Raw genomic sequence first — 24,840 nt, 5'->3', positions numbered from 1 at the left:
CGCAAATGCTTCCCCGATTTACCCGGGGATAAACTTGTTGAGTTTTTCTACCAAAACATACACCGTGGTTAATGGATTGCCACCTGCTGGGTTTGGTGGATCGTATTCTTGCAAAAGCCGTCGTGCGTTTTTAATAGCAGTGGGTTGTTTGCTTTCCAGTTCCTCTGTAATGATTCTTCGTTGAGTGTTGTATTTTCTACTTTGATATCGTGAATTACAACATCTAACTCTTTGACGAATTTAATAATTTCCATTCTATAGCCATCTTTTTCAAAATAGTCCAGTGTATGCTGCCTGGGACTCATATTCTGTAGACCTGATATAACCTGTAGGTTATGGCGAAATCACAATAATATTTTTTGTGAAATTTCTCCATTAAATTGCGCCACTACAGAAATAAATAAGGCATTACTTCTGGTTTTATTGTTTAGTTTTTTTCCTTCTTTGAAGGATTGTCTAATGCTAAAATTTTCTTTTTTTCTTTCAAAAAGCATTCGTTATTGTTGCTTTGGCACCTGGGCTAACCACTCAGAAACTACCTCCATTTTGTCTACTTAAAATCCATATCTATATTGTTTTGCTTTTAATCTGAAAACAATTTCAAAAAAAGAGGGGTGGCCGAGAGTTTCGGTACTCAGCCTGAAGGTTTCCACATTTATTTCTTCCGCAATCTGGGTTTCTTTCGATGAATTGAGGACAAACCAACGCATGAAAGCGATCGCCTGAGCAAGATTGCTCTTGCCACTGGCATTGGCTCCATAGATAGCTGCACTTTTGAGTAAGCTGAGTTCGTTATCAACTTGAAAGACGTTATTTGTATCAATATTTTTATCCGAAGAAGTAATGTCTGCCGTCACCATGCTGAATGTGACAGTTTCTTTGAAGGAGCGGTAGTTGCCGACGCTGAACTCAATTAACATAACAAACATCTACTCAAAGGAATTCGGGTAATTAGCTAAAGTTTTACATAGTTTCCTACTATAACACAGAACGGGCGAGTCGGGAAGCGATCTCCAGGTTCAAGTGGCCACTTTCCCAGTCTTTGCATTGCAGAGGGTCAATCGGTGGCGCAAGTCCCACCCTATAGAATATGGGATATCCACCGCATTTTCGGCCATATGGGGGGATTTTATACAGTGAAGTTTGCCCCTGCGATGCCATTTAACCGAAGAGGCGATCGCCTCCCTTATTTCCTCAAAAATTGGCGGCAATTATTTGCCCGCTCTACCCCTTTGCCATTATAATAGAAAAGCGTCCCACACAGATAAGGAGCAGACCTTGTTTACTCAGGTCATTGTAGCAAATTCTCACCGAGGCGATGTGACACAAACAGAATTAGAGGCGATCGTTCCCACTGAAGCGATCGCCCTCGCCAAGCGCAATGTGCAAAAGGCAATTCCGGCAATTGCCAAAAACCTCAACTTAACCCGCTCGATTGAAGCAATTGTGCAGCAATTACCCACCCGTCATCAGCTCAATATCGGGGATGGTCGATGTTTGGAAACCCTCCCCGATAAAAGCGTTCATTTCGTGGTGACTTCTCCGCCCTATTGGACGCTGAAATCCTACCCCAACCGGGAAGGACAACTGGGAACAATTGACGATTATGAGGAATTTTTAAGCGAACTGGATCGGGTGTGGAAACAGGTTTTTCGCCTGTTGGTTCCCGGTGGAAGATTGGCGATTGTGGTGGGGGATGTCTGTGTGCCCAGACGGCGGTTTGGTCGTCATGTAGTATTTCCGTTACATGCCAGCATTCAAGAACGATGTCGTCAAATTGGTTTTGATAATTTAGCGCCAATTATTTGGCATAAAATTGCGAATTCCAAATGTGAATCTAATCGAAAATCGAAGTTTTTAGGAAAGCCTTACGAACCGAATGCAGTGATTAAAAATGACATTGAATACATCCTGTTTCAGAGAAAATCTGGGGGCTATCGTCAGCCGAATTTAGCGACGCGAATTTTATCGGTAATTCCGGAAGCAACTCATCGGGAGTATTTCCAACAAATTTGGACGATTGGCGGGGCTTCAACGAAATCGCATCCCGCCCCCTATCCAATCGCGATCGCCGAACGTCTGATCCGGATGTTTTCGTTTGTAGGCGATACCGTTCTCGATCCGTTTATGGGAACCGGCAGTACGAATTTAGCCGCCAGTCGATGGGGCCGTCACAGTATTGGGATTGAAATTGAACCGCAGTATTTTGAATTCGCCCACTTGCGAATGAAGGAAGAGGAAAAATACGGCACATTCGCTTGAAAGTTATAAATTATTATAACATATTTATTCCCGAAATGGCAATAATTTTTCCTAGGGTAAAATCAAGGTTACAACCCAACTTTTTCCCTTAACTGGCGAACTTTTCCTCACCTTGGCTCCTTTTTTCCGAACAAATGGCGCAGGATTTCGTCCCAGATTGGGTATCCTGCAATGGAGGAGATGGCATCGCCCGGGTAGATTAGTGTAGTGTGAGTAGGGAAGGTTATGGGGGCGAATTTGCCGGGATACCGTTTACCCCCAGGCGCGATCGCCGCTTCTTCCAATGATTATCCATTAGCAAGGGAACAATCAAAATGGTTTTGACACTCTCCGATGTATTTAACCCCAACTATTATCGGTCGATTTATCCGGATATCGCTCAATTCAGCGACCCAGAAGCATTACAACATTTCCGACAATTTGGCCTTGCTGAAGGGCGGCAATTTTCCCCAGTGGTCGATTTAGATTACTATCAATCTTTGCATCCCGACCTTCAGGGACTAAATCGAGAAACGCTTTTGCAGCATTTGCTTGCTTTTGGCATCAGTGAAGGGCGCAGTTTTTCCCCAGCAGTTGACCTCAATTACTATCAAACCATTCATCCGGACTTAAGTCAATTCATCCGGGAAGAAGCCTTGCAGCATTTAATCGAATTTGGTTTGAGTGAAGGGCGCAGTTTCTTTCCGCCGAGTTCCGAACCCGAGAATAACGAATCGGGGATGTCGGTTGAGGAGGAACCTGCCCCAATGCCCACAGATGGGGATTCGATCGCCGCTAGCGATAACAGCGTTTTAAACGGCAGTAATGCAAACGATACCCTGTTGGCATTAGGCGAAAACAGCACGTTAGTCGGCAGTCAAGGCAACGATTCTCTATTTGCGGCCAATGGCGCGGGAAGCAATTTATTACAAGCAAAAGCGGGCAATAACGTTCTGGTTGCTGGGGCGAATACCGATACTTTGGTCAGCGGTTCTGGGAATGATTTTTTAGTGGGAAGTGCGGGAAACGATACCTTAGAAAGCGGGGCGGGAAATGATAGCTTGTCAGGAGGATTAGGGGCAGATAGTCTGGTTGCCAGTGCGGGAATTTCCCAGGGTTTTGTGTATCAAACGCCCACGGCGACAGAAGGCAACGATACGGTGACGGTATTTGAAAGCGGTACGGATCGATTTTATTTGAAACGCGGCGTAAATCACTTCGATTTTGCGGAAGATGCGATCGGGGGACTGCGAACTCAGGTGGATTTTTTCGCCGTTACCTCGAGAAGCGAATCTTATTCGGGAACCTTTGCATTGCCGGGAGGAACGCAACTGGAATTGGCTTCGATTGTGTTTGACGCTCAACCCGGGGAAGGCGGGATTTTGTACTACGACCCCAGTGGTGGAGTGGCAGCAACGGCGGCGAATTCGACGGGGGATTTGGTGCAAATTGCGGTGATTGAAAGTGGGGAAGTGATGGCGAACGATATTATTATTTTTTAAGGTGGATTGGGTTGAAAGTGAGACAAGGCGATCGCCCATCAATTCTTCCCGATCGCCTTTCCTTAAATTAAGGCAACTGCTGCAAGGCGATCGCCAGTTCTTCTATCCGGCGTTCTATTTCCGGTAGGGCGGTTTCCGCCGGGGTTTTATCCACATCGCACACATTCCAATAGGCGATCGCCTCCGCCCATTGGGGAAAGCGTTGTGCTATCATAGGACGATGTTCCGTTTCATCTAAGGCGATAATGCGATCGGCGGTGGCAAAATCTGCCGACTCTGCCGATCGGGGAAATCGTTCGCGATCGCCAATCTCAATCCCGAGTTCTGCCAATCGTCGCACAGTGTACTTGGAAATCGGCCCTACATTGTTGACGCCCAGTTCCAGGGCCAATCCCCGGGAATCCGCTTGCCAATCCAGTTGGTGTTTTGCTGCTAAGGCATTAAACAGATGTTCCGCAAACCGACTGCGGTAGTAATTGCCCGTACAGAGAAATAGCACTTTTTTCATGGATTTTTTCCTCTCCCTACGAGTGATATTGTGGATTTTAGTTTAAGCGATCGCCGATGTTTGACGGGCACCTATCGCTAGTATATAGTTGCTAAATTTAGCAATTGCATTGACTGCCAAGTTCGATAAATCGCTCATTTTTTATCCCTCTATTTCCCGGTTTCATGCCGATTTCTGTTCCTCAAAGGTGGTGATAAATTCCTTTGGAATCGGTTTGGGTTTCATGGTAGCGGCATCTACCCACACCCACAAAACTTCTGCAGTGACCACCAAATTTTCCTCTCCTTTTTTGCGAATTTCATACTGGCGAATAGCCCGAGTGCCCCGTACTTTTGACAACCAGGTAGTAATCTCCAAAATATCCCCGGCGACGGCGGGACGCAGGTAGTCGATTTCCACGCGGCGCATGACGAAATAACCGCCGAGTTCTCGATAGCGATCGAGGGAAAAACCGAGATGTTCGGAGTGTTGAATTCCCACATCTTCCAGGTAATGCTGATAGCTGGCGTTGTTGACGTGACCGAGAGCATCCATTTCATAGTGACGCACGCGGATATGGGTAATAAATTTTTGCATGGCGATCGCGCTTTGCAGAATTGACCTTTTTGGTTATATCATAAAATTGGCGGTTAATCTGCAGAAAGGGGAGAAAATTGGCGCAGGAGAGAGGAATTAATCCCCCGTTTTTCCTTGCCGATCGCGCTTGAGGGCAAAATCCACCGCTAGGGCGATCGCCAATCCCACGCCATAGGCGACAAAATCCCAGAGTTCAAATTGCGAACCGAAGACAATTGTACTGACAAACGAGCCATTTTTCGGGGTCAGTTCCCATAACTGCGCCAGTTCGATGGCGGTGGCGATCGCGCCAATCGCTGCAGCGCGCCAATACGCCGCAGCTTTCCAAAACAAACTGAGGAGAAAATAGAGAAATGCCACCGCCACTACATCTCCGACATAAAAGCGAAAAAACTGCCAACCGGGACCTTTATAAAATAGGATGGCAACGCCTGCGAAAAATGAGAGAATAGAGGGGAGGAGAAAGCGGGTTTGCCAGGAGCGATCGGGGTTAACCTGCATCAGATAATTCCGGGTAGATTCGGTTTAGACGTTAAGTGAGATAATGGGAACGGGCAGCGACTTCCACCTCACTTGCACCGATCGCGCGATCGAGGGTGGCTTCCATCACGGCGGTGGTTTGCCCGGATACGGAAAACACCAAAGCTTCGCGATAGACCCGTTGGGCGGGATGATGGCTGAGATTCGCCGCACCACTGGAAACCGTGACGGCGGCGTGAGCGCAGCGATTGGCCAGGGCAATCGCCCAGGCTCGCAATTGTAGCGACGTTAGCGGGGAGGGGTTGGCCTGCCGATCGCCGGTGGACTCGGCGGGATTCTGGGTGGAGCGTTGGTATATCGCACTTCGACAGGTGTTTAATTCGCGATCGAGGGCGGCCCAAGCTGCGGCAATGGCGGGCAGTTGTTTCTTCTTGCGGGCGGATTCTACAATGTCCAATCCCGCCCGGGCGCAACCCAAGGCAAAAAAACTGTGATGCAATACATTGTGGCGATCGCTTTCATGTATCCATCCCGCCGGTTTGACAAACACCACCCGCGCTGCGGGTAAAAACCAGCGTTCGAGCTGACCGATAACGGTTTGGGTGGATTGCATGGCGGCAAGCTGCATTGGCTCACTAAAGGTAACACTGCCGCCATTGTCCTGGGTATCGGCAAAGGGAACCACGCCATAAAGTGCCCGCCCATCGGGCAATTCGGCACCGACGATAAATTCCGAAAACGACCCCCATCCGGTTACCCAAGGCACTTGACCGTCGATCGCAAATCCACCCGCCACGGGTCGCGCTTTCACCATCGGGGTACCGCGCCGCCGCAATTGGGAGAACCCCACCCCTAACAAGCGATCGCCGCTTGCCAGATGGGGCAAATACGCCTGTTTCAGCGCCTCGTTGTCGCTGCGAGCCAGCATTCCGCTCGCACTTTGGTGCTGTGTCTGCAAAAAGGCTAAGGCACCGGAATATCGCGCTACCATTTCCTGAAACTGGCGGGCGGTTTCCGGATCCGCACCGCCCCACGCTTCGGGAACTTTCAGGGCTAATAATCGGCGATCGCCCAATCCGGCGAGGGCCTGGCGCAGCACCTCCGGATCGCGATCGAGCGCTGTGGCATTCGGTGCCACGGTTTCTCGCAAGTAAGACTCGGCAACTGCTAGCCGTTGTTGCTGGGATTTCATGGGAGTTTTCAATCGAATTGCCATCAAGTCAAGGTGAATGAGGTTTATTCTATCACAAAATGTTGTTCCCGGACAACCCCCGTGGCGATCGCCTGCTTTTTAGGGTAGAAACTTAAAAGGATATAAAATTTATCTGCAAGCCACAACGGCAGTGGTACAATTGGAGAAAATCCGCAAAGCGTTGCAGTATTATGCCAGCAAATTCAGAAACCCAAGCCTTGTTAGCGGAAATCGCCCAGTGGGAATTTCCGCCGATTTCCAAACTCAACCCGACCAAAGTGCGGGAAGTGAACGAAATCTTTCTCCGGTTTTCCCACGCGCGCGAAGCGATCGCCCAGGTGGAAAACCGCTCAATTCCCGGTCCGGCAGGGGAAATTCCGCTGCGAATCTATACCCCAGCGGGGCAAGCGCCGTTTCCGGTGTTGGTGTACTTTCACGGGGGCGGATGGGTCATCGGCAATCTGGAGATGGAAGAGAGTATCTGTCGCACGTTGGCGAATCGCGCCGATTGTGTGGTGGTGTCGGTGGATTATCGCTTGGCACCGGAACATTTGTTCCCCGCCGCTGCCGAAGATGCCTATGCGGCGACCCTGTGGGTGGCGAATCATGCCGCAGAACTCAACGCCGATCGCGATCGCCTTGCCGTCGGGGGAGAAAGTGCGGGGGGCAATTTGGCGGCAGTGGTGGCACAGATGGCGCGCGATCGGCAAAGCCTTTCTCTCGTTTATCAACTGTTATTTTATCCGGTAATTCAATACCGATTCGATACCCCATCTTATCGGCAAAATAGCAAATATTATCTATTAACTAAACCCTTGATGAAATGGTTCTGGGATTGCTATCTTACCAGTGCGGCTGACGGGAAAAATCCCTATGCTTCGCCGATGTTTGCTAAAACTCTGCACAATCTACCTCCCGCCTTGATAATTACTGCGGAATTAGACATCCTGCGCGACGAAGCGGAACTCTACGGCGATCGCCTGCAAGCCGCAGGAGTTCCCGTCAAAATCAGTCGCTATAATGGCACGATTCACGGTTTTGTCAATTTGGCGAAAAAGTTACCGCAAGGATTGTCCGCCCTCGAAGAAGCATCAACCGCTTTAAGTGCCGCATTTAAGGCTTAATCTACTGCAAGGCACAAGTCGGCTGGCAGGCGACGCTTATGTGGAAAACCGAGGGAGTTTTGAATTATAATAATTAAGGAAACTTGACCGAGGGAGGGCAATACCCGAAAGGTAAATCGGCGCGATCGCGGTTCATTTATCGTCCACTTCTAAAAACGGAAGCGAATTCGGTGAGAACGGATACGATTTTTTATCAACTGTTTCAAACCTTTCCCGGTTTGGTGTTTGAACTCCTCGGGCAATCCAGCGATCGCGCCCGAGGCTATGAATTCACCTCGCGGGAAATCAAAGAACTGGCACGTCGGTTCGATGGGGTGTTGTTACCTCCGGAGAACGAACTCGACTTGCTTATCTATTTTTTGGAGGTACAATTTCAGAAAAAAGAGGATTTCTACTGGCGATTTTTGAGTGAAATCTTCGTTTATCTGGGTCAATATCAACCCCAGCAAGATTTTCAAGCCGTCGCCCTCTTTTCCTCGCGCAGTTGCGATCCGGGGGTACCGCGCCAATATCGGCGGTTTCTGCAAGGCGATCGCCCGGAGGAAACCCCCCTGTTAATCCGCGTCTATTTAGATGAACTCTCAGAACCATCCACCCTTTCTCTGGGATTGGGAATGGTGAATTTGGTGGTCAAGGATCGTCAAACCGCGATCGACCGAGCACCGCAATTAATCCAGCAAGCGCAGGAGCAACTTGCCGATGAAGCATTGAAGCAAAAAGTTGTAGGATTGATAGAGACCATCATGGTCTATAAATTACCGTATTTATCGCGACAGGAGATAGAAGCGATGTTTGGATTGCCCGAGTTAAAACAAACCCGGTACTTTCAAGAAGTCGCCGCCGAAGCTGAGGAAAAAGGCAAGCGAGAAGGCAAGCTAGAGGGTAAGCTGGAATCCGTCCCTCGGTTATTGGCGCTGGGATTGAGCGTGGAACAGGTGGCGGCGGCTTTAGAGTTGGATGTGGAGCGGGTTCTCGAAGCCGCACAAGCTTCCTCTAATCCCGATAATTCTGAATAAAATAGCCGGGAAATCGCGATCGCGCGCATTTTTATATCGGGCGATCGCCAGTCAAAGTGTGCCGCTAAAATGTGGGTACACTCAAGGGCAAGTTAGCCGATAAAACCGGATGGGGTAAGAATATTCTGGTGTCGAATAACAAACAATTGTCGCCTCGCTGAGCGAAACGGTTGACAAGTAAATTGAAAGCGGTTAAGCTAGGTCTGTAAAACCCAGCTATTTGAGGAGGCTGCAACACTATGAACGAATACACGGGGATTGCCGATTACTACGATCTGTTGATGACCAGTGGCTATTATAACCACGAAAAAATTGCCAAGCAAATCGCGGATATAGTATCCCCAGAGCAAAGCATCATTGAAATTGGCGTGGGAACGGGTTTACTGTTGGAGAAACTGTTAGAACTCGAGCCGAATTACAAATTAACCGGCATGGATCACACCGCAGCTATGTTGGAAATTGCTCAAAAGCGATTGGGCGATCGCGCCAAACTGTTTGAAGCGGATATTCTTTCGATGTCGATTTCCGATCGCTTTGATGTTGCCATTTCTAACGGCGGGTTGGGTGCTTTTGTCGATTCGGGCAACGAGTTAGACTTTTATACACATTTAACTGACGATGAAAGTAACATAAAAGCGCTGCAAAATATTGCCAACTGCCTCAACAAGGGGGGGATGTTTATTATCAACATTCAAGGCGTTCACGATAATTATGACAAACCTTTAGCGGAAGGGATTGTCTACTCTCAGGACATTGTGGAATCTACCACAAAACCAGACTGTATTGAGAAAACCTTTTACTTTAAAAAAGGCGATCGCATCTTAGCAACGCAGCAACTTATTTACCGGATTTTCCAGGGAGAGGCGATTGCAGCGCTTTTCAATAAAGCCGGGTTTAAATTGTCAGGCAAAGATAAAAGCGGGCAGTTTTTCATTGCTTCTAAAATGTAAAAACCAAGGAAATGGCTCTTAGGGCGGCGATCCGGGGTTCTGTTGGTTTTGGCGAACTGCAAAAACCCAATAAATTGCGTAAACCAGCGTAGGAGCTATCATCGCCGGAAGTGTTTCGATAACATTGTTAGACCAGTTGAGTCCAAATCGCCAGATTAAGGTAGTAGCGATCGCGACGACCATCATCGCGATCGCTACTATCGGATTGAGAGGCAACCGAAAAACCCGCACCAGCAGAAGCGGCCCAAAAGTAGACCCCAGGGTAGACCAACCCAACAGGGCTAACATAAAGACATTTTGATTGCCCGCTAAGGCGATCGCCAAAATTACGGCAGTTGCCGTCACGGTTCCGATTTTCGCCATTTTATACGAATGCGCGGCTTTGGGAAACAAATCTTGTGTCAACGCCGCCGAACAGGAGAGGATCTGGGAGTCTGTGGTGGAAATGACTGCCGCAAACAGTCCCGCTAAAATCACGCCCACCAACACGGCGGGTAACAGTTCTACTGACAGTAGAGGTAGTGCCAGTTCCGGATCTCTGCCTGCAACCATCAGTTGGGGCATCAACACCCGTGCCGTCAGCCCCACCCCGATCGCGGCTGCGGAAAAAAGCGTATAAGAGATTAAGTAGAGATTCCGAGACAATCCTATATTTTCGGCGGAGTCGATCGCCATTGCCCGGACGAGGATATGAGGTTGACCTAATACTGCCAACCCCGATGCCACCCAGCCCAAGACAAAGAAAAGCGTGCCAAACTCGAGATTGGAGGGAGAGGGATTCACGAGAAGCGGATCGATGCTTTCCAGTTGGCTCCACAGTTCCCCCACTCCGCCGCAAGCGGCAATAGAGAGAACTAACAGCCCCATCATGGCGAACATCATCACTCCCGATTGTGCCGCATCAGTCCAGATAGAGGCGCGAATGCCCCCGGAGAAACAATAGGCCACCACGATCGCCGCACCGAGAATAATCCCCCAAGAATAGTCCCAGCCGAACAGAACGTGCAGTGCTTTACTACCCGCCACCAGTTGCGCCGCAGAGTAGGTGCCGAGAAACGCCAGGGTCACGAATGCGGAGATAATAGCGATCGCCCGGTTGCCCTTTTGGTCGCCCGCGAGAAACCCACCCACAGTTTCGCAGGCGCTTTCCTCCGAGGCGACGCGCAATCGCTTGTAAACAAAGATCCAAGCCAGGGCATCTCCCAGCACCCATCCGATGGGCAACCAAGCTGCGGAAATGCCCACTTGGTAAGTATAACCAATTATGGCCGTGAACATGGCACCGCTGTGGGCTGTGGCGAAAGCGGAGAGAGCCGTCAGCCAGAAATTGACCGTGCGACTGGCAAGCAGATAATCCGCCGTCGTATTTGTCTTGCGGGTTGCCGAGTAAATACCGACTCCCGTAAACAGCAACAGAAACACAATGAAACTAATCGCAATCCAGATTCGATCCAGCACGGGTGTCCTCGTAAATTGTTGTACCTGCCTACCCAAACCTGCGGCAAGGAGACCCAAAAGCCTCAACCCCTGCCGAAGACGCGAGGGTGATTCTCGACTGAGCTTAACCGAGATTTCCTTAACTGTCAATCACACACAGTTGGCTGTGAAAATTACCCGCGCTGCTTGGATAACTTTTGCTTTAGAGCTAAAATTTTCTTCTCTCCCGAATGTTTTGTAAACCATGAAAATAAACAACTCATTTCATTGCAGGAGTAAGGTAAAATAGGAATTGGACAATATTTTTAGCCGTTCGGGATTTGGACAATGACCCTCAATAACCTCAAGCGATTTGGGCTGCTCTTGTGTTCGGGCCTGATGGTACTCGCCGGATTTTCCTCAGCGCCAGCTTTCGGGAGCGATTCCTCTCGCATTTCACAATTAGAAGCGGAAATTTTTACCCTGCGCTCGCAACTGAATCGACTGGAAAACGAAGTGTCGCGACTGCGCCGACAACGGCAGTTTACCCCCCAGATTTCGGCTTCCGAACCCACACCAGAACCCGCCACCACTCCCCGACCCAGACGCCCGCAAGACCTTACCCTGGAGGAGCAATTTGATAACCTTGCCATTTTAGCGATCGAACTGAAAGAACGGCTCACCGAGGTGGAAAATCGTCTGGATGAATTAGAAACGCAAATTGCCCCTTAAACCCCCCCGGGGACGGACCACTGCCTGGGATCCAGGGAAAATTCCTCGGCGATCGCTTTGCTCAAATTCCCCATTAATGGCATAATACCCACAGAGCTGCAAAACAGTTTATCGTTCGTTTTTGTAGAGGTTGGCAAAACATGCTCTCACCCTGGACGAGTTTAGTCACCGTTTCCGCCCTGATTCTGTATTTGGTCGTCACCATTAATGTGGGCGGAGCTAGAGCAAAATACAAAGTACCCCCGCCGCAAATGACCGGGGATCCGGACTTCGAGCGGGTGTTGCGCGTGCAGCAAAATACCCTGGAACAACTGGTGATTTTCCTGCCGGCTTTATGGCTGTTTTCTGTGTTCGTCAGTCCAGTTTGGGCGGCGGGCATTGGGGCGGCTTGGGTTGTGGGACGCGCGGTGTATGCTTGGGGATATTATCAAGCTGCCGAAAAGCGCACCATTGGCTTTGGAATTGGCTCGATTACCAGTCTAGTTTTGCTGCTTGGTTCTCTAATCGGCATCGTCTGGAATCTGATTAAAACCGGCAATATCCTGTAGAATTTGGCCGCTTGGGACTCGGGGAGTTGGCTACAGAAACGTCAAACTTTTTACCTCGCGTCCTACGGATTTTTATTGCTTTTTTATCCGGATAGTTTTATGTTGCAATGTCCCGTCTGCGATACTGAATACATGGAGGGAGAAACCCAGCGCTGTTCGGTGTGCGGGTGGGACTTGATTCCCCCACCGGACAGCAAATACAGCAAAGTGGGAAAAGCTTTCCTAGAAAAACAAAAAGTTCAGCTCGACTGGGCGAGAAAAATGTGGGTACGCTATCAAGCGATCGCGCAAGAAATGCAACACTCCAACTCAATGCCACCCCGGGGCGATCGCGCAGATTTATCTGAATTAAACTGGCGCTTTGACCAGCTCAAAGCCGAATTGGACCAAGCGAAAGAAGAACGACGCTATCTCCAGTCTCAATTAGATTGGGTAATGGCTCGCCTCGACCCCATCGACTTCGAGCAAATGCAACAGGTTCTCTGGCAATTATCCGCCCAGTTTAACCCTGACGCAACACCAGACTATTCTACCACAACTGACCCTTATTCTGCCACATCGGAAACCTATTATCCCACCTCCGAGGTAGGAATAGACTACAATAATTTGATGAAATTATTGTCAAAAGGGAAATGGAAAAAAGCCGATGAAGAAACCTGGGCGCTGATGCTTAAAGCCAGCGATCGCGAAGAAGAAGGGTGGCTGAGTGTAGAGGATATCCACGCTTTTCCCCCCACGGATTTAATTGCTATCGATTGGGTGTGGGAAGAATATAGTTATGGTCAATTTGGCTTCAATATTCAGCAGCAGATTTGGGAGAGTGTAGAAGGGGATTACACGGCATTTTGCGATCGCGTGGGATGGCGGGTGCAAGGAAACTGGTTGTATTATGACGAACTGAGGTTTTCTCTGGATGCGCCGGCGGGACATTTGCCCGCGATCGGGTGGCGAAAACGCCCTTGTTACGGTGTAGGAAAAGTCACCGCACAGGAAAGTGTCACCGGTTTATTGCAATTATTTAACGCCCTTCGTTCATAACCTTTAATCCCGTTCCCAGCCCGAAGCTGGGAACGGTTTTGTGGGAAACAGTTACCCAGCTATGGGGTTAAGCTAGCCGCTTTTTGAACTTCACCCAAATTGAACAAAAATGGAACGCCAGGAGAGTCGCCTCCTAACACCAAAACGTTGGGCATTTGGGCACCGCCCTCGCGCCACGCTTCGATCGCTTCTTTTTGCAGTACCAATTGGCCCCCTTGGGCTTTCAGGGTTTCGGCTAACAGGCGCTGCGCTTCCGCCTTCCCTTGGGCGCGATTGATTTCTGCTTGCGCTTCTTGTTCCGCTTCCCGGGCAATATAAACCGCTCTTTGTGCCCGTTGTTCGGCAATTTGCTTGTCTTCAACCGCGTTTGCAAACTCGGTAGAAAAATTCAAATCGATCACACTGGTATCGAGTACGATTACCGCATATTTTTTCAAGCGCTCGCTCAACGCCATATCGAAATCTTGCTTCAATTCATTCCGTTTCGTGATCGATTCTTCTGCAGTTCTTCTGGCTGCCGCTATTTTAAAAGATTCCTGGGTTTGTGGCGCGATAATTTTCGACACCAGATTTTCCAGGGTTCCTTGAGTTCTGCGAACATTCACCACCTGGGTCGGATCCAGGCGAAAGTTAATCGCAAATCGCGCCGTGAGATCTTGTAAATCTCGGGTGGCACTCTGCGCGGGCACCTCAAACTTTTGCACCGTCACATCATAAACATCCACTTTGGAAATCAAAGGCGGCTTGATGTGGATACCTTCGAGTAACGCGCCATCCCGGGCTTTCCCCAGGATGCTGATTACGCCGGCTTCCCCGGGGTTGATAATCACAAACGAACTCGAGGCGACGAGGATCAGTACCGCCAGTACAATCCCGCCCAAAATCGCTTGCCAACTCTGCCCGTACTTACTCTTCAAGCTGTAATCTCCTTTGCGTGTTTACTTTGGCTGCTCCTTCTAGACTAGCAGAGTATCTCCTCGGAAGGCACTGCCCATCTGCACCCCTGGATATTCTAGCATTCGAAATTTTAAATCACTCTCCCCATCGGCGATCGCATTTTATTATTTTTTAGGGCATAAGCGATTAGCCATTGAATTGGGTGACAGCTTACGCTTATTAGAATACCGATTCCTGGGGAACTCGCCGCCAAAGTTTGATTCATTTTTTCTTGCTTTTCGCACCGTTTGTCTTGTTATCTGTGGCGATTTCTAGTTACGGTATCCCGTCACAAGATACCCATCCCATTCCCGGGTTACTGGGGTGAGTTTTCCTGTCTGTGGGCGTTCCTTTTTTCGGGGTCTCACCAGTGCGCCACTGGTGCAAAAATAGTGGGGTAACAGGGGAGTTTCCCCATAGCCATCATCCCTCGCTCTTAAGTAAAATTGTTTTTTAAATAACATCATTGCCCCGGGAGACCACTGCAGCGCCCCGGAAAGGCGATCGCCAGTCTGTGTCCCCACCCGCCGCTTTCCCGGGGACAGGTGAGGCAAACCGCCCTAACCGCCATTGCGAAATATTTGTTAACACTAAAAGCAGAACAGACAAGTGCGTAGATAACCATGACCGAAAAAAATCAGGCCAAATGGGATGCAGGCAGGTTCTTCAAAACCCTGTCTTATTTCGGGATTATTCCCTTTCTCGGAAACATTCGCTGGTTGCAAAAACTGCTAACTGGCGGTAAAAATACAGTCAGCACCCCGGAAACCCCGGGGGTGATTCTGGTGGCGGGTGCCACTGGTGGCGTGGGTAAGCGCGTGGTGCGAAAACTCCAACAACGGGGCTATCAAGTGCGATCGCTGGTCAGAGATGCGCGGCGCGGGCGGGAAATCCTCGGCGATCGGGTGGATTTGGTGGAAGCAGATATCACCCTCCCCGAAACCCTGAGCGATCGCCTCCTCAAAGATGTGAAAGCGGTGATTTCTTGCATCGGAACCCGCGTGCAACCGGTGGAAGGCGATACCCCCACTCGGGAAAAATACTATCAAGGCATCAAGTTTTATCTCCCCGAAGTGGTGGATACTCCGGAAATGGTAGAATACCACGGCATTCAAAACCTCTTAGATGCCACTCGCTCTCAACTCTCCCGCTTCGGCAATCCAGATGAAAAAATTATCTTTGACTTTAGAAAACCCACCCAAGATTTAAAAGAAACTTGGGGTGCGTTAGATGATATCGTCATGGGTGGCGCAAGCGAAAGTACCGTGCGATTGGTGGATGAAACCGCCTTTTTCTCCGGGTATGTTTCCACTGCCAATTCCGGCGGGTTTGCCTCGGTTCGCACCCGCAATTTCGAGCCACCATTGGATTTATCCGACTACGAAGGCATCGATTTGCGCGTGAAAGGTGATGGCAAGCGCTATAAATTTATCCTTCGCACGGATCCGAAATGGGATAGCGTTTCTTACTGCTATTCTTTCGATACGGTTCCCAATATTTGGTTTACGGTTCGCATTCCTTTTTCGGAATTTATCCCGGTCTTTCGGGCAAAAACCTTACAAGATGCCGGCCCGTTAGACTCCTCTCAAATTCGCTCGGTGCAAATCATGCTGAGTAAGTTTGAATACGATGGGGAACTCAATCAGAATTTTAAACCGGGCGTGTTTCAATTGCAAATCGAATCGATGAAAGCCTATGGCGGGCAAAAATTACCTCGGTTCGTTCACGTGAGTTCGGCGGGGGTGACTCGTCCGGGTCGTCCGGGACTGAATTTAGAAGAAGAACCGCCAGCGGTGAGAATGAATGACCAATTAGGCGGGATTTTAACCTGGAAATTGCGCGGGGAAGAGGCGATTCGCTCGAGTGGGATTCCCTACACGATCGTCCGCCCTTGTGCCCTGACGGAAGAACCGGGCACTCAGCGGTTAACCTTCGAGCGAGGGGATACGATTAAGGGGAAAGTGAATCGCGAAGATATCGCCGAATTGTGCGTGCAAGCGTTAGACATTCCCGCTGCTTGCAATGTGACCTTTGAGGTGAAAGAAGGCGATAGCGGTCATCCGCCGGGGGATTGGACGGGTCTATTTTCCGACCTGCAACGCGATCGCGAGTTGGTCTCTTAGCCATTAAGCGAACGATTTTACCTCACTTGCGGGACAGTATCGCAAGTGAGGTAACTGCTTTTTGCCTCCCTCGCACTTCTCCGGGCGCGGGATTTGGGTCATTTTCCTTTGGGGACTCTGGAGGCGGAGCCTCCGAGGGGGCGTTCCCAGGCTGAGCCTGGGAACGAGTTTAACGAGTTTATATATGAGGGGGGTTCCCAGGCGGTCGCCTGACCTGGAGGCGGAGCCTCCGAGGGGGCGTTCCCAGGCTGAGCCTGGGAACGAGTTTAACGAGTTTATATATCAGTTTAATTTTATACATATAGGCGGTTTCTCACAGTAAGGCTGCCAAGCCACAAAAGTAGCATTTGTAACATCCCAAGCGCGATCGCGGTGGGTGCAAAATTCCTGCAAGCCCGATCGCTTTTCCCGCGATCGAGACTAGCATCGCAACATTTGTTTACACGCTGGCCTAGAGTAAATCCGCCTGCGGGGGGATGTTTTTCCGGCAAAATCGAACAATCCTAACTAAAGGAGGAGCAGAACTCGCGCCGAGACTTCTGCTATTCCCGCTTCGGTTTTTCCCGTGGCGCTTTTTCCATAGATTGATAACGAGCGAGGTAGCTACGATGTTACAAAATGCACAAAGCCTGCTGGAACTGGAGGTGGGGTCATTTTTGGCCCAAGTTCCAGTGGAGGTGGTACCGGAAACCCCAGAAAAAACCTCGGTCTTATTTGAAGGGCCGCAATTTTTTGTGGCCTTAATTGCCGGGGTTGTTTTGGCGTTTGGGTTTCAACTGTTGCTGACGAATCTTTCCGTCGCCACTGGGATTTCTGCCCTTGGGGGCAACTCCAAGTCAAATCAGCAATCAAATAACCAAAATCAGTCCAATAACCCGAATCAATCCAACCAAACCATTGGCGGGACGATTCGCAAAATCGAGACCGCCGTGGGGGCGTGGACCCTAATCACCGTCACCATCGCCTTATTTTGCGCCGCATTACTAGCCGTCAAACTCAGCTTGATCGTCAGTATCGGGTTGGGTGCGATTGTGGGTTTGGTGATTTGGGGGACATACTTTTCCCTGCTGGTGTGGGTGAGTTCCACCACAGTGGGGTCGTTAGTGGGTTCGGTGGTGAATACCGCCACCTCGGGCTTTCAAGCGATTGTGGGCACCGCAACCGGGGCGATCGGTGCCAAAGCCGCATCCCATCAAATGGTCGCCACGGCGGAAGCGGCTGCATCGGCGGTTCGTCGGGAAATCGGTTCGGCGATCGATCCGGCGGAAATTCGCGAAAACCTGGAAGATTACATTGCCAGTTTAAAACCCGCCGCCCTCGACGTGGGAAACATCCGCCAAGAATTTGAAAGCTTGCTCAACGAACCGGAATTTAAGCAAATTGCCACAGAAGGGAAACTCCCGGAACTCGATCGCCAAACCTTTGTAAATGTGGTGAGTTCCCGCAGCGATTTATCGAAACGGGATGTGAATCGGATCGCCGACCAATTGGAGAACACCTGGCATAAAGCAAAGCGCCAATTGCAGCCGCGAGATTGGATGGGAGAACTGATCGAGTATATTAAAGAAGCCTCACCGTCGGATTTAATTTCCGACAAACTCGAAGAAAAAATCGATCGCGTCATTTACGAAATGCGGGCGCGCCGCAAAGCGCAACAGCCGGGAATGATGCAGCAAGGCATGCAATTGGCATTTCACAGTGTGCTAGCTGTGGCGATGGGTCGCCAGGACCTCTCGGATTTAGATGTAGAAAAAATCACTGACAAACTGAAGGACGCGAGAGCTCGCGTCAGCGACCAAACCGATAAGGTATCGCGTCAGATTCAGGGGGAAGCAAAAGAACCCTATAGCATTTTGCGCGCCGATATCGAAAATTACGTGCTAAATAAATACTCTTGGCAAATGACGCCGGAAACGGTAAACCGGGAGTTTCGAGAAGTGCTCTACGACCCAGAAGCTTCGCCGGGATTGATTCGCGCGGAATTAGAGCGCATTCGCCGAGGAGATTTCGTTGAAATGCTGGCCTCGCGCGGGGTATTTACCCAAGCCAGAATCCAAGAAATTGCCAGCATCCTGGAAGCGGTGCGCGTGGAGGTATTATACACCGTTGCCGCTGCAGACGAGCGCATCAAAGCCGAAGAACTGCGATTTGAGGTGGAACAATACCTGCGCTACAGTCCCAAGGAAACCCTCAAACCGTCGGATATCGAGCGGGATTTCAAACATTTGCTCGAAGATCCGGATGCGGACTATCGGGAAATGCGCGATCGCTTGGCGCAGTTAGATCGCCCATTGTTTATCGATATCTTCCGCGATCGCAAAGATTTGACCCGCGATGAAGCCGCAGAAATGCTCGCCGCCCTCGATCGCACTCGCGACTTGGTATTGGAAGAGTCGAAAGGAACCCAAGAAGCGGCGCAAGCCAATATCGACATGCAGTGGAACAAGGTAGAGGATTACCTGCGCTCTACCGGAAAGGAACAACTCAGTCCCGAAGGCATCAAGCGCGATTTGCAAACCATGCTGGATAACCCGCAGGCGGGACTGTGGGCGCTCAGAGCGCGTCTGTCGCGCTTCGATCGCGATACGCTGGTGAAGCTGCTCTCGCAACGCCCGGAGTTGAGCGAAGACCAGGTGAACGAAATTGCCGATACGGTGGAACATTCTTGGTTCCGCGTGGCTCACGCACCGCAAATGTTGGCCGGGAAAGCCAAGGAGCGCTACGATCGCGCAGGCGAAGCGATCGCCGATTATCTGCGATCGACCGGGAAAGCAGAACTCAATCCGGACGGGATTCAGCGCGATTTGCAAAAACTCATGCAAGACCCGCAAGCGGGTGCTTCTGCTATTCGCGATCGCCTCGCACAGATGGATCGCGATACCTTGGTACAACTGCTCTCTCAACGGGATGACTTGAGCGAGTCGGAAGTCAATGACGCGATCGACCAAGTGCAATCTTCGATTCGTCAGGTTATCAAGGCACCTCGCCGCGTCGCGACTCGGGTGCAGCAACAAACGATGGATTTCGAGCAGGCGCTGGAAGATTACCTGCGCAACACGGGCAAAGTGGAACTCAACCCGGAAGGCATCAAGCGCGATGTGCAGTTGTTGATTGCCGATCCGCGTCTGGGGGCGAGCAATTTAGGCGATCGCCTCTCTCATATGGATCGCACCACCCTGGAAGCGTTGTTGGCGCAGCGCGATGATATCTCCGAGGCGGAAGCGAAGGAAATCGTGGATCGGATTATGGCCGTGCGCGATAAATTCGTGGCACAATTGCAGAAGGTGCAGAATCGCATTCAGTCTGCGATCGATGCTATTTTGGCTCGCATCCGCAATTATCTCAATTCTCTGGAGCGCCCGGAACTCAACTATGAGGGAATCAAGCGCGATGTTCGCACTTTGTTTGACGATCCGGAAGCGGGATTTGATGCCCTGCGCGATCGTCTCAGTCAGTTCGATCGCGATACCCTGGTGGCGATTATGAGCTCTCGCGACGATATCTCCGAAGCTGACGCCAACCGCGCGATCGACCAAATCGAAAAGGCCCGCAACAGCGTGCTGCGTCGCGCCGAACGCTTCCAAATGGAAACCCAACGCCGCCTCGAAGACCTGAAGCGAGAAGCCGAACATCAAGCGGAAGAAACCCGCAAATCCGCATCTGTTGCCGCTTGGTGGCTGTTCTTCACCGCTTTGGTTTCCGCCGCCGCCTCCGCCGGTGCCGGCGCGATCGCTGTGGCGATTTAACGTTTCCTTCTCTCTTTTCTCTTTTTCTTCCCTTATCTATCTCACCCCTCTGCAGCTACAGAGGGGTTTTTTCTTCCCGGCAAACATTGTTCTATTCTCCCCCTGATGCAAAACCCGATGCTGGCTTTTGTCAGCCGGGTTATGTATAGTTCTGCCGTCACTGCACCGTCGAAACATGAGATTGCATGACGCGCCCCCCCTCATCTAACTTTTCTGCAAGGGAGGGTTGACAGTTGAAATGCTTTCGGTGTAGACTTAAATATCGCCCTCGACCATCGATGGCGGCTAAATCGAGATCGATCCATTCTTAATGCTTTTCAGGAGTAGAAAATATGTCTGAGCTTGTCCGAATCGATTCCCAAAATTCTTTACATCCATCCAGCAAGGAACAGCCAGAGGGTCGGCTTGAATGATGAGTTTATCCGGAAATAAAACCGTACTTCCTCGGTGTTCCTTGCTCTTAACCAGCAATACACTTCGAGGAAACATCGGCAATGAACCTAAAGCAATTAGGTTGGAATTCTTTTTTTGAGGAAAATTTTGCCAGCTATCAACGGGAAGGATATCTGGCGGGGCGAGTGGCGATCGCCTATAAAAATACCTACTTTCTCTACACCGAAACGGGAGAGTTATTGGCAGAAATCGCCGGTAAGCTGCGCTATGGCGCGACGCAAAGCGAGGATTTTCCCGCCGTGGGGGATTGGGTAGCAATTCGCCCATCGCCAGGAGGGAAAAACGCGATTATCCACCATATTTTGCCGCGCCAAAGCAAATTTTCCCGCAAAGTTGCCGGGGGGAAAACGAAAGAGCAAATCGTGGCGAGTAATATCGACCGGGTGTTTATCGTGTCGGGATTGGATCGCGATTTCAATCTGCGACGGATCGAACGCTATTTGATTTTAGCCTGGGAAAGTGGTGCTAATCCGGCGATCGTGTTGAATAAAGCGGATTTGTGCGTCAGCATCGGGGAACGAATTGCGGAGGTGGAAGCGATCGCGCCGGGGGTACCGATTGTGGTCGTTAGTGCCCTGTCGGGCAGCGCCGTGGAACAATTGCACCCCTATCTGCAACCCGGAGATACTGTCGCCTTACTCGGTTCCTCGGGGGTGGGCAAGTCTACCCTCGCCAATCAGTTACTCGGAACTTTGGCGCAAAACGTGCAAGCGGTGCGCGAAAGTGACGGGAAAGGACGACATACTACCACCCATCGCGAATTGATGCGTTTACCCACAGGTGGAATGCTCATCGATACGCCGGGAATGCGCGAAATCCAAATGTGGTCGAGCGATCGCGGATTGCAAGAAACCTTTGAGGATATCGAACTTCTCGCGCAACAGTGTCGTTTTCGCGATTGCCAACACGATCGCGAACCCGGTTGTGCATTACGAGCGGCGATCGAAAACGGTACCCTAGATGAGCAGCGGTTCCTCAGCTATCAAAAGCTGCAAAAGGAACTGCACTACCTGTCTGCCAAGCAAAACCAAAATGCCTCTCTTGTCGAGAAAAAACGCTGGAAACAAATCCACAAACAGAGAAGAAAGATGGGCAAAAAGCGGTGATTTATACGTAGTTCGGCTGAGAGTGGCGAATTAAAATCGCGCCGAGGCAAAAGCTTGTGTCTGCCTAAGCGGACTAATTCTACCGAACCGACGCTCTAGGGCACCCCCCGAGGTTTGGGGGGTGCTTTTGGCAGTGGGGAAAGTAGAGGGCGCGCCTCACTTATTTCGTATCTTCCTCTTCGGCATACTCCTCAACATAGTCTTCGTCGTACTCGGCATCTCCATTGTCATCATGGGTGTGTCCCACGGAGTTGGCGGACACCACCGCACCGAGTTCCAGTTGTTCGCGCACCTTTTGCTCGATTTCTTTTGCGATTTCTGGATTGTCTTCGAGATACTGTAGGGAGTTGTCGCGCCCTTGGCCGATATTATCGCCATTGTAGCTATACCAAGCCCCCTTGCGGATAATCACGCCGGTTTCTTCCGCTAAGTCCATCACGCAACCCATATTGGAAATGCCTTTGCCGAAGAGAATGTCAAACTCGGCAATTCTAAAGGGGGGCGCGATTTTATTTTTGGCGACTTTCACTTTGGCGCGGATCCCGAATTCTGAGGATGCTTTTTTCAGGGTTTGAATCCGCCGAATGTCGAGGCGAACTGAGGCATAGAACTTCAGGGCGTTACCCCCGGTGGTGGTTTCGGGGTTGCCGTAACCGCCAATTTTTTGCCGCAACTGGTTGAGGAAAATCACGGTACAGGAAGATTTGCCGATGTTTCCGGTAATTTTCCGCAAGGCGTGACTCATCAAGCGCGCTTGCAAGCCAATCGTGGGATCCCCCATTTGTCCTTCGATTTCCGCGCGCGGTACCAGGGCCGCTACCGAGTCGATCACCACTAGATCTACTGCAGAAGAACGGACTAACTGATCGGCGATTTCCAGGGCCATTTCGCCAGTGTCGGGTTGCGAGACGAGCAGGTTTTCGATATCCACGCCTACACTGGAGGCATAGGTGGGGTCGAGGGCGTGTTCTGCGTCTACGAAAGCGGCAACGCCGCCAGATTTTTGTACTTCGGCGAGGGCGTGCAATGCTAAAGTAGTTTTACCTGCACTCTCGGGTCCGTAAATCTCGATCACCCGACCTTTGGGCAAACCCCCACCTAGGGCTAAGTCGAGGGTGAGCGCCCCGGAGGGGATCGTCTCCACTTTCATTTTGGTGGCATCTCCGAGGCGCATGATCGCCCCTTTGCCAAAGTTGCGCTCGATTTGGGAAAGCACTACTTTTAGGGCTTTTTCTCTGTCGGAGTTTACCGAGGTTTGTGTAGCCATTCTCTTAGTTGGGATTCATCTGGACTGGGCATGTTGATTATCTATTCTACATGACCGGCTCGGGGTTGGGGGGGATCTGGGACGGATAAATGTTAATTAAATCTTAAATCCGCTTGATTGGTCTGGTTTTGCGGGATAATCCGAAATGGCTAGAAGCTTGCCGGGGCAGAGGGTGTGGTAAGTTGGACGGAAGGTTCAATTGTTGAATTTAAACTGTAAAAGAGTGGCTGATGATGGATGCGATCGCCGATAACCTGATGCTGGATAATGCGTTGTCTGTGGCAGGGTTGAGTGCCTACATTAAAGATTTATTGGAACTGGACAAGCAATTGCGGCAGGTGTGGGTGATGGGGGAAGTCTCTAGCGCGCGATCGCATCGCAGTGGGTTGTTTTTTACGTTGCAAGAACCGGATGGTAGTGCGGCAATCCGCTGTGTGGTGTGGGGTTCTCAGTTGCAAAAATTGGTGCAGGTGCCGGAAATTGGGGAACAGGTGTTGGTGTTGGCTAGCATTCGCCTGTATCCGAAGCGGGGAGATTATCAGCTTAATGTGTGGCAGGCGTTTCCGGCGGGGGAAGGGTTGCAGGCCCTGCGCTATCGGCAACTGCGATCGCGTCTGGAGGCGGAGGGATTATTCCACCCGGACCGCAAGCGCCCCCTCCCGCCGCACCCGCAAACCTTGGCGGTGGTCACCTCCCCGCAAGCGGCTGCCTGGGGGGATATACAACGTACCTTGCGGCAACGGTATCCGGGGTTGCGGGTGCTGCTGTCGCCGGCGACGGTGCAAGGAGAACAAGCGCCGGCATCCATCGCCCGGGCGATCGCGCGGGTAGAAGGGGACGATCGCGCTGAGCTGTTGATTTTGGCGCGGGGTGGGGGTGCCTCTGAGGATTTGGCTTGTTTTAATGATGAAGGCGTGGTGAGAGCGATCGCCTGTTGTTCCATTCCCGTGATTACCGGCATCGGTCACCAACGGGATGAATCTTTGGCGGATTTAGTGGCCGACGTTTGTGCCCACACGCCCACAGCGGCGGCTGAAATGGCGGTGCCGGAATTAGCGAGTTTGTCCGCACAACATCAGCAACGAGTGGTTGCTTTAAAAGCGGCAGGATTGGCAAGGTTCGAGCGCGAAGCAGAGGCACTCCACATGCTGCGATCGCGCTTGGGGCGTTTACCGTTGTCCCAACACCTGCAGCAACATCGTCAAGCCCTGCACTGGCAGGAAAAACGCTTGGTGCAGGTGACTTCCGAGCAATTGCGGAACGCGCGCATGCACTGCCAAATGCTGCGGCATACACTCCACAACCTCGACCCGCAGAGGGTGCTACAACGAGGCTACGCGGTGGTGAGAACCGAATCGGGGGCGATCGCCCGCAGCAGCGCCCAGCTAGCACCCGGAGAAGCCCTCTCGCTCCAACTTGGGGAGGGTCGGGTTAAGGTGCAAATTACTGAGATTCTGGAATAAGGGCGATCGCAAACCCCCCTGCATCCCTGGTTTACTTTTTGTAATTCTTAGGGGTTGACAAAAGTAAGGCAATGTGGTAATAGGCGGAAAGAAAATCGCGATCGCCTGTGTGGAGCAAAAGCGGCGATCGGCACTGTCCTATGACTCAGAACCCAGTTCGCGCACTCGTTGTACGGATAAACCCGTGACGCCAGCAATCTGTTCGAGTGACATCCCACTCCGAACTAAATTCAGTGCCACTTGCTCTATCCCCTCCTGAAGACCCTCCTGAAGACCCTCCTGGCGACCCTCCCGGCGACCCTCCTGAAGACCCTCCTGGCGACCGAGTTCTTGACCTCTCTCTATCCCTTCGCGCAGACCCGCTTCGCGACCTTCAGCTAAAATCTCTTGATACATGGATGATTCCCGCATGATGTCCCTCCT

General features: G+C 50.9%; 24 protein-coding genes and 1 pseudogene. 12 read left to right on the top strand and 13 right to left on the bottom strand.

The annotated features are described in order from the left end of the window. Positions 1-68: 68 nt before the first annotated feature. The 3 genes from AC0QH1_RS25960 to AC0QH1_RS25950 are packed head-to-tail and all read right to left on the bottom strand — an operon-like array spanning position 69 to position 920. Entirely contained in the window at positions 69-305 is a 237-nt protein-coding gene (locus AC0QH1_RS25960) for a hypothetical protein (RefSeq protein ID WP_324634348.1), read from the bottom strand. 39 nt (positions 306-344) lie between these two features. Next, entirely contained in the window at positions 345-494 is a 150-nt protein-coding gene (locus AC0QH1_RS25955) for a hypothetical protein (protein ID WP_324634347.1), read from the bottom strand. A gap of 60 nt (positions 495-554) precedes the next feature. Then, a complete protein-coding gene (locus tag AC0QH1_RS25950) occupies positions 555-920 on the bottom strand; it encodes an AAA family ATPase (RefSeq protein ID WP_324634346.1) in 366 nt (121 codons plus the stop codon). 358 nt (positions 921-1,278) lie between these two features. Here AC0QH1_RS25950 and AC0QH1_RS25945 point away from each other — a divergent pair, with 358 nt between their 5' ends. Next, positions 1,279-2,262 carry a DNA-methyltransferase gene (locus AC0QH1_RS25945; protein WP_324634345.1) on the top strand — a complete coding sequence of 328 codons (984 nt, stop codon included), beginning with the start codon at positions 1,279-1,281 and terminating at the stop codon, positions 2,260-2,262. 314 nt (positions 2,263-2,576) lie between these two features. Beyond that, positions 2,577-3,743 (top strand): calcium-binding protein, encoded by a 1,167-nt coding sequence (locus tag AC0QH1_RS25940; RefSeq protein WP_324634343.1) that lies wholly within the window; start codon positions 2,577-2,579, stop codon positions 3,741-3,743. 67 nt (positions 3,744-3,810) lie between these two features. Here AC0QH1_RS25940 and AC0QH1_RS25935 read toward each other — a convergent pair whose 3' ends face one another. The 4 genes from AC0QH1_RS25935 to AC0QH1_RS25920 form a co-directional block, all read right to left on the bottom strand. Beyond that, entirely contained in the window at positions 3,811-4,251 is a 441-nt protein-coding gene (locus AC0QH1_RS25935) for an arsenate-mycothiol transferase ArsC (protein WP_324634341.1), read from the bottom strand. 162 nt (positions 4,252-4,413) lie between these two features. Continuing rightward, positions 4,414-4,827 (bottom strand): acyl-CoA thioesterase, encoded by a 414-nt coding sequence (locus AC0QH1_RS25930; RefSeq protein WP_324634339.1) that lies wholly within the window; start codon positions 4,825-4,827, stop codon positions 4,414-4,416. Between the two features lie 96 nt (positions 4,828-4,923). Beyond that, positions 4,924-5,328: a DUF2809 domain-containing protein gene (locus tag AC0QH1_RS25925; RefSeq protein WP_324634338.1), complete on the bottom strand. Its 405-nt coding sequence runs from the start codon at positions 5,326-5,328 to the stop codon at positions 4,924-4,926. A 31-nt stretch (positions 5,329-5,359) separates the two neighbouring features. Continuing rightward, positions 5,360-6,523, bottom strand: coding sequence for an acyl-CoA dehydrogenase family protein (locus AC0QH1_RS25920; protein ID WP_324634336.1), 1,164 nt, complete (start codon positions 6,521-6,523; stop codon positions 5,360-5,362). Between the two features lie 167 nt (positions 6,524-6,690). Between AC0QH1_RS25920 and AC0QH1_RS25915 the strand changes: the two genes are divergently transcribed. The 3 genes from AC0QH1_RS25915 (at position 6,691) to AC0QH1_RS25905 (ending at position 9,589) form a co-directional block, all read left to right on the top strand. Further along, a complete protein-coding gene (locus AC0QH1_RS25915; protein ID WP_324634335.1) occupies positions 6,691-7,623 on the top strand; it encodes an alpha/beta hydrolase in 933 nt (310 codons plus the stop codon). 83 nt (positions 7,624-7,706) lie between these two features. Next, positions 7,707-8,639: an Rpn family recombination-promoting nuclease/putative transposase gene (locus AC0QH1_RS25910; RefSeq protein ID WP_324634334.1), complete on the top strand. Its 933-nt coding sequence runs from the start codon at positions 7,707-7,709 to the stop codon at positions 8,637-8,639. Between the two features lie 239 nt (positions 8,640-8,878). Then, positions 8,879-9,589 (top strand): class I SAM-dependent methyltransferase, encoded by a 711-nt coding sequence (locus tag AC0QH1_RS25905; RefSeq protein WP_324634333.1) that lies wholly within the window; start codon positions 8,879-8,881, stop codon positions 9,587-9,589. Between the two features lie 18 nt (positions 9,590-9,607). Here AC0QH1_RS25905 and AC0QH1_RS25900 read toward each other — a convergent pair whose 3' ends face one another. Then, entirely contained in the window at positions 9,608-11,047 is a 1,440-nt protein-coding gene (locus AC0QH1_RS25900) for a sodium/proline symporter (protein ID WP_324634332.1), read from the bottom strand. A 306-nt stretch (positions 11,048-11,353) separates the two neighbouring features. Here AC0QH1_RS25900 and AC0QH1_RS25895 point away from each other — a divergent pair, with 306 nt between their 5' ends. Beyond that, positions 11,354-11,737: a hypothetical protein gene (locus AC0QH1_RS25895; protein WP_324634331.1), complete on the top strand. Its 384-nt coding sequence runs from the start codon at positions 11,354-11,356 to the stop codon at positions 11,735-11,737. Here the strand turns inward: AC0QH1_RS25895 and AC0QH1_RS25890 are convergent. After that, complete coding sequence (locus AC0QH1_RS25890; RefSeq protein ID WP_324634329.1) at positions 11,734-11,874, bottom strand: hypothetical protein; 141 nt, start codon at positions 11,872-11,874, stop codon at positions 11,734-11,736. The two genes, AC0QH1_RS25895 and AC0QH1_RS25890, sit on opposite strands and share 4 nt — an antisense overlap. Before the next feature lie 3 nt (positions 11,875-11,877). On the opposite strand from AC0QH1_RS25890, the gene AC0QH1_RS25885 reads away from it, so the two are divergent. Continuing rightward, a complete protein-coding gene (locus AC0QH1_RS25885) occupies positions 11,878-12,285 on the top strand; it encodes an MAPEG family protein (RefSeq protein WP_324634327.1) in 408 nt (135 codons plus the stop codon). A gap of 99 nt (positions 12,286-12,384) precedes the next feature. After that, positions 12,385-13,323, top strand: coding sequence for a GUN4 domain-containing protein (locus tag AC0QH1_RS25880; protein WP_324634326.1), 939 nt, complete (start codon positions 12,385-12,387; stop codon positions 13,321-13,323). A 59-nt stretch (positions 13,324-13,382) separates the two neighbouring features. Here AC0QH1_RS25880 and AC0QH1_RS25875 read toward each other — a convergent pair whose 3' ends face one another. Both AC0QH1_RS25875 and AC0QH1_RS25870 read right to left on the bottom strand, forming a co-directional pair. Beyond that, a complete protein-coding gene (locus AC0QH1_RS25875) occupies positions 13,383-14,240 on the bottom strand; it encodes a prohibitin family protein (protein ID WP_324634325.1) in 858 nt (285 codons plus the stop codon). Positions 14,241-14,531: 291 nt separating this feature from the next. Then, a complete protein-coding gene (locus AC0QH1_RS25870) occupies positions 14,532-14,783 on the bottom strand; it encodes a hypothetical protein (protein ID WP_324634324.1) in 252 nt (83 codons plus the stop codon). 99 nt (positions 14,784-14,882) lie between these two features. On the opposite strand from AC0QH1_RS25870, the gene AC0QH1_RS25865 reads away from it, so the two are divergent. The 3 genes from AC0QH1_RS25865 (at position 14,883) to rsgA (ending at position 21,687) form a co-directional block, all read left to right on the top strand. Then, positions 14,883-16,382 (top strand): CIA30 family protein, encoded by a 1,500-nt coding sequence (locus AC0QH1_RS25865; RefSeq protein ID WP_324634323.1) that lies wholly within the window; start codon positions 14,883-14,885, stop codon positions 16,380-16,382. Between the two features lie 608 nt (positions 16,383-16,990). Continuing rightward, positions 16,991-20,128: an MFS transporter gene (locus AC0QH1_RS25860; RefSeq protein WP_324634321.1), complete on the top strand. Its 3,138-nt coding sequence runs from the start codon at positions 16,991-16,993 to the stop codon at positions 20,126-20,128. Between the two features lie 494 nt (positions 20,129-20,622). Further along, a complete protein-coding gene (rsgA, locus tag AC0QH1_RS25855) occupies positions 20,623-21,687 on the top strand; it encodes a ribosome small subunit-dependent GTPase A (RefSeq protein ID WP_324634320.1) in 1,065 nt (354 codons plus the stop codon). Between the two features lie 160 nt (positions 21,688-21,847). Here the strand turns inward: rsgA and recA are convergent, their stop codons facing one another. Beyond that, positions 21,848-22,954 carry a recombinase RecA gene (gene recA, locus AC0QH1_RS25850; protein WP_324634318.1) on the bottom strand — a complete coding sequence of 369 codons (1,107 nt, stop codon included), beginning with the start codon at positions 22,952-22,954 and terminating at the stop codon, positions 21,848-21,850. 230 nt (positions 22,955-23,184) lie between these two features. Between recA and xseA the strand changes: the two genes are divergently transcribed. Next, positions 23,185-24,417: an exodeoxyribonuclease VII large subunit gene (gene xseA / locus AC0QH1_RS25845; RefSeq protein WP_324634317.1), complete on the top strand. Its 1,233-nt coding sequence runs from the start codon at positions 23,185-23,187 to the stop codon at positions 24,415-24,417. A 138-nt stretch (positions 24,418-24,555) separates the two neighbouring features. On the opposite strand, the pseudogene AC0QH1_RS25840 reads toward xseA, so the two are convergent. Continuing rightward, a pseudogene (locus AC0QH1_RS25840) lies at positions 24,556-24,840 on the bottom strand (hypothetical protein); the annotation flags it as partial.

The sequence above is a fragment of the Phormidium sp. CCY1219 genome (assembly GCF_055795085.1).
This window is presented reverse-complemented; position numbering and strand designations above follow the sequence as displayed.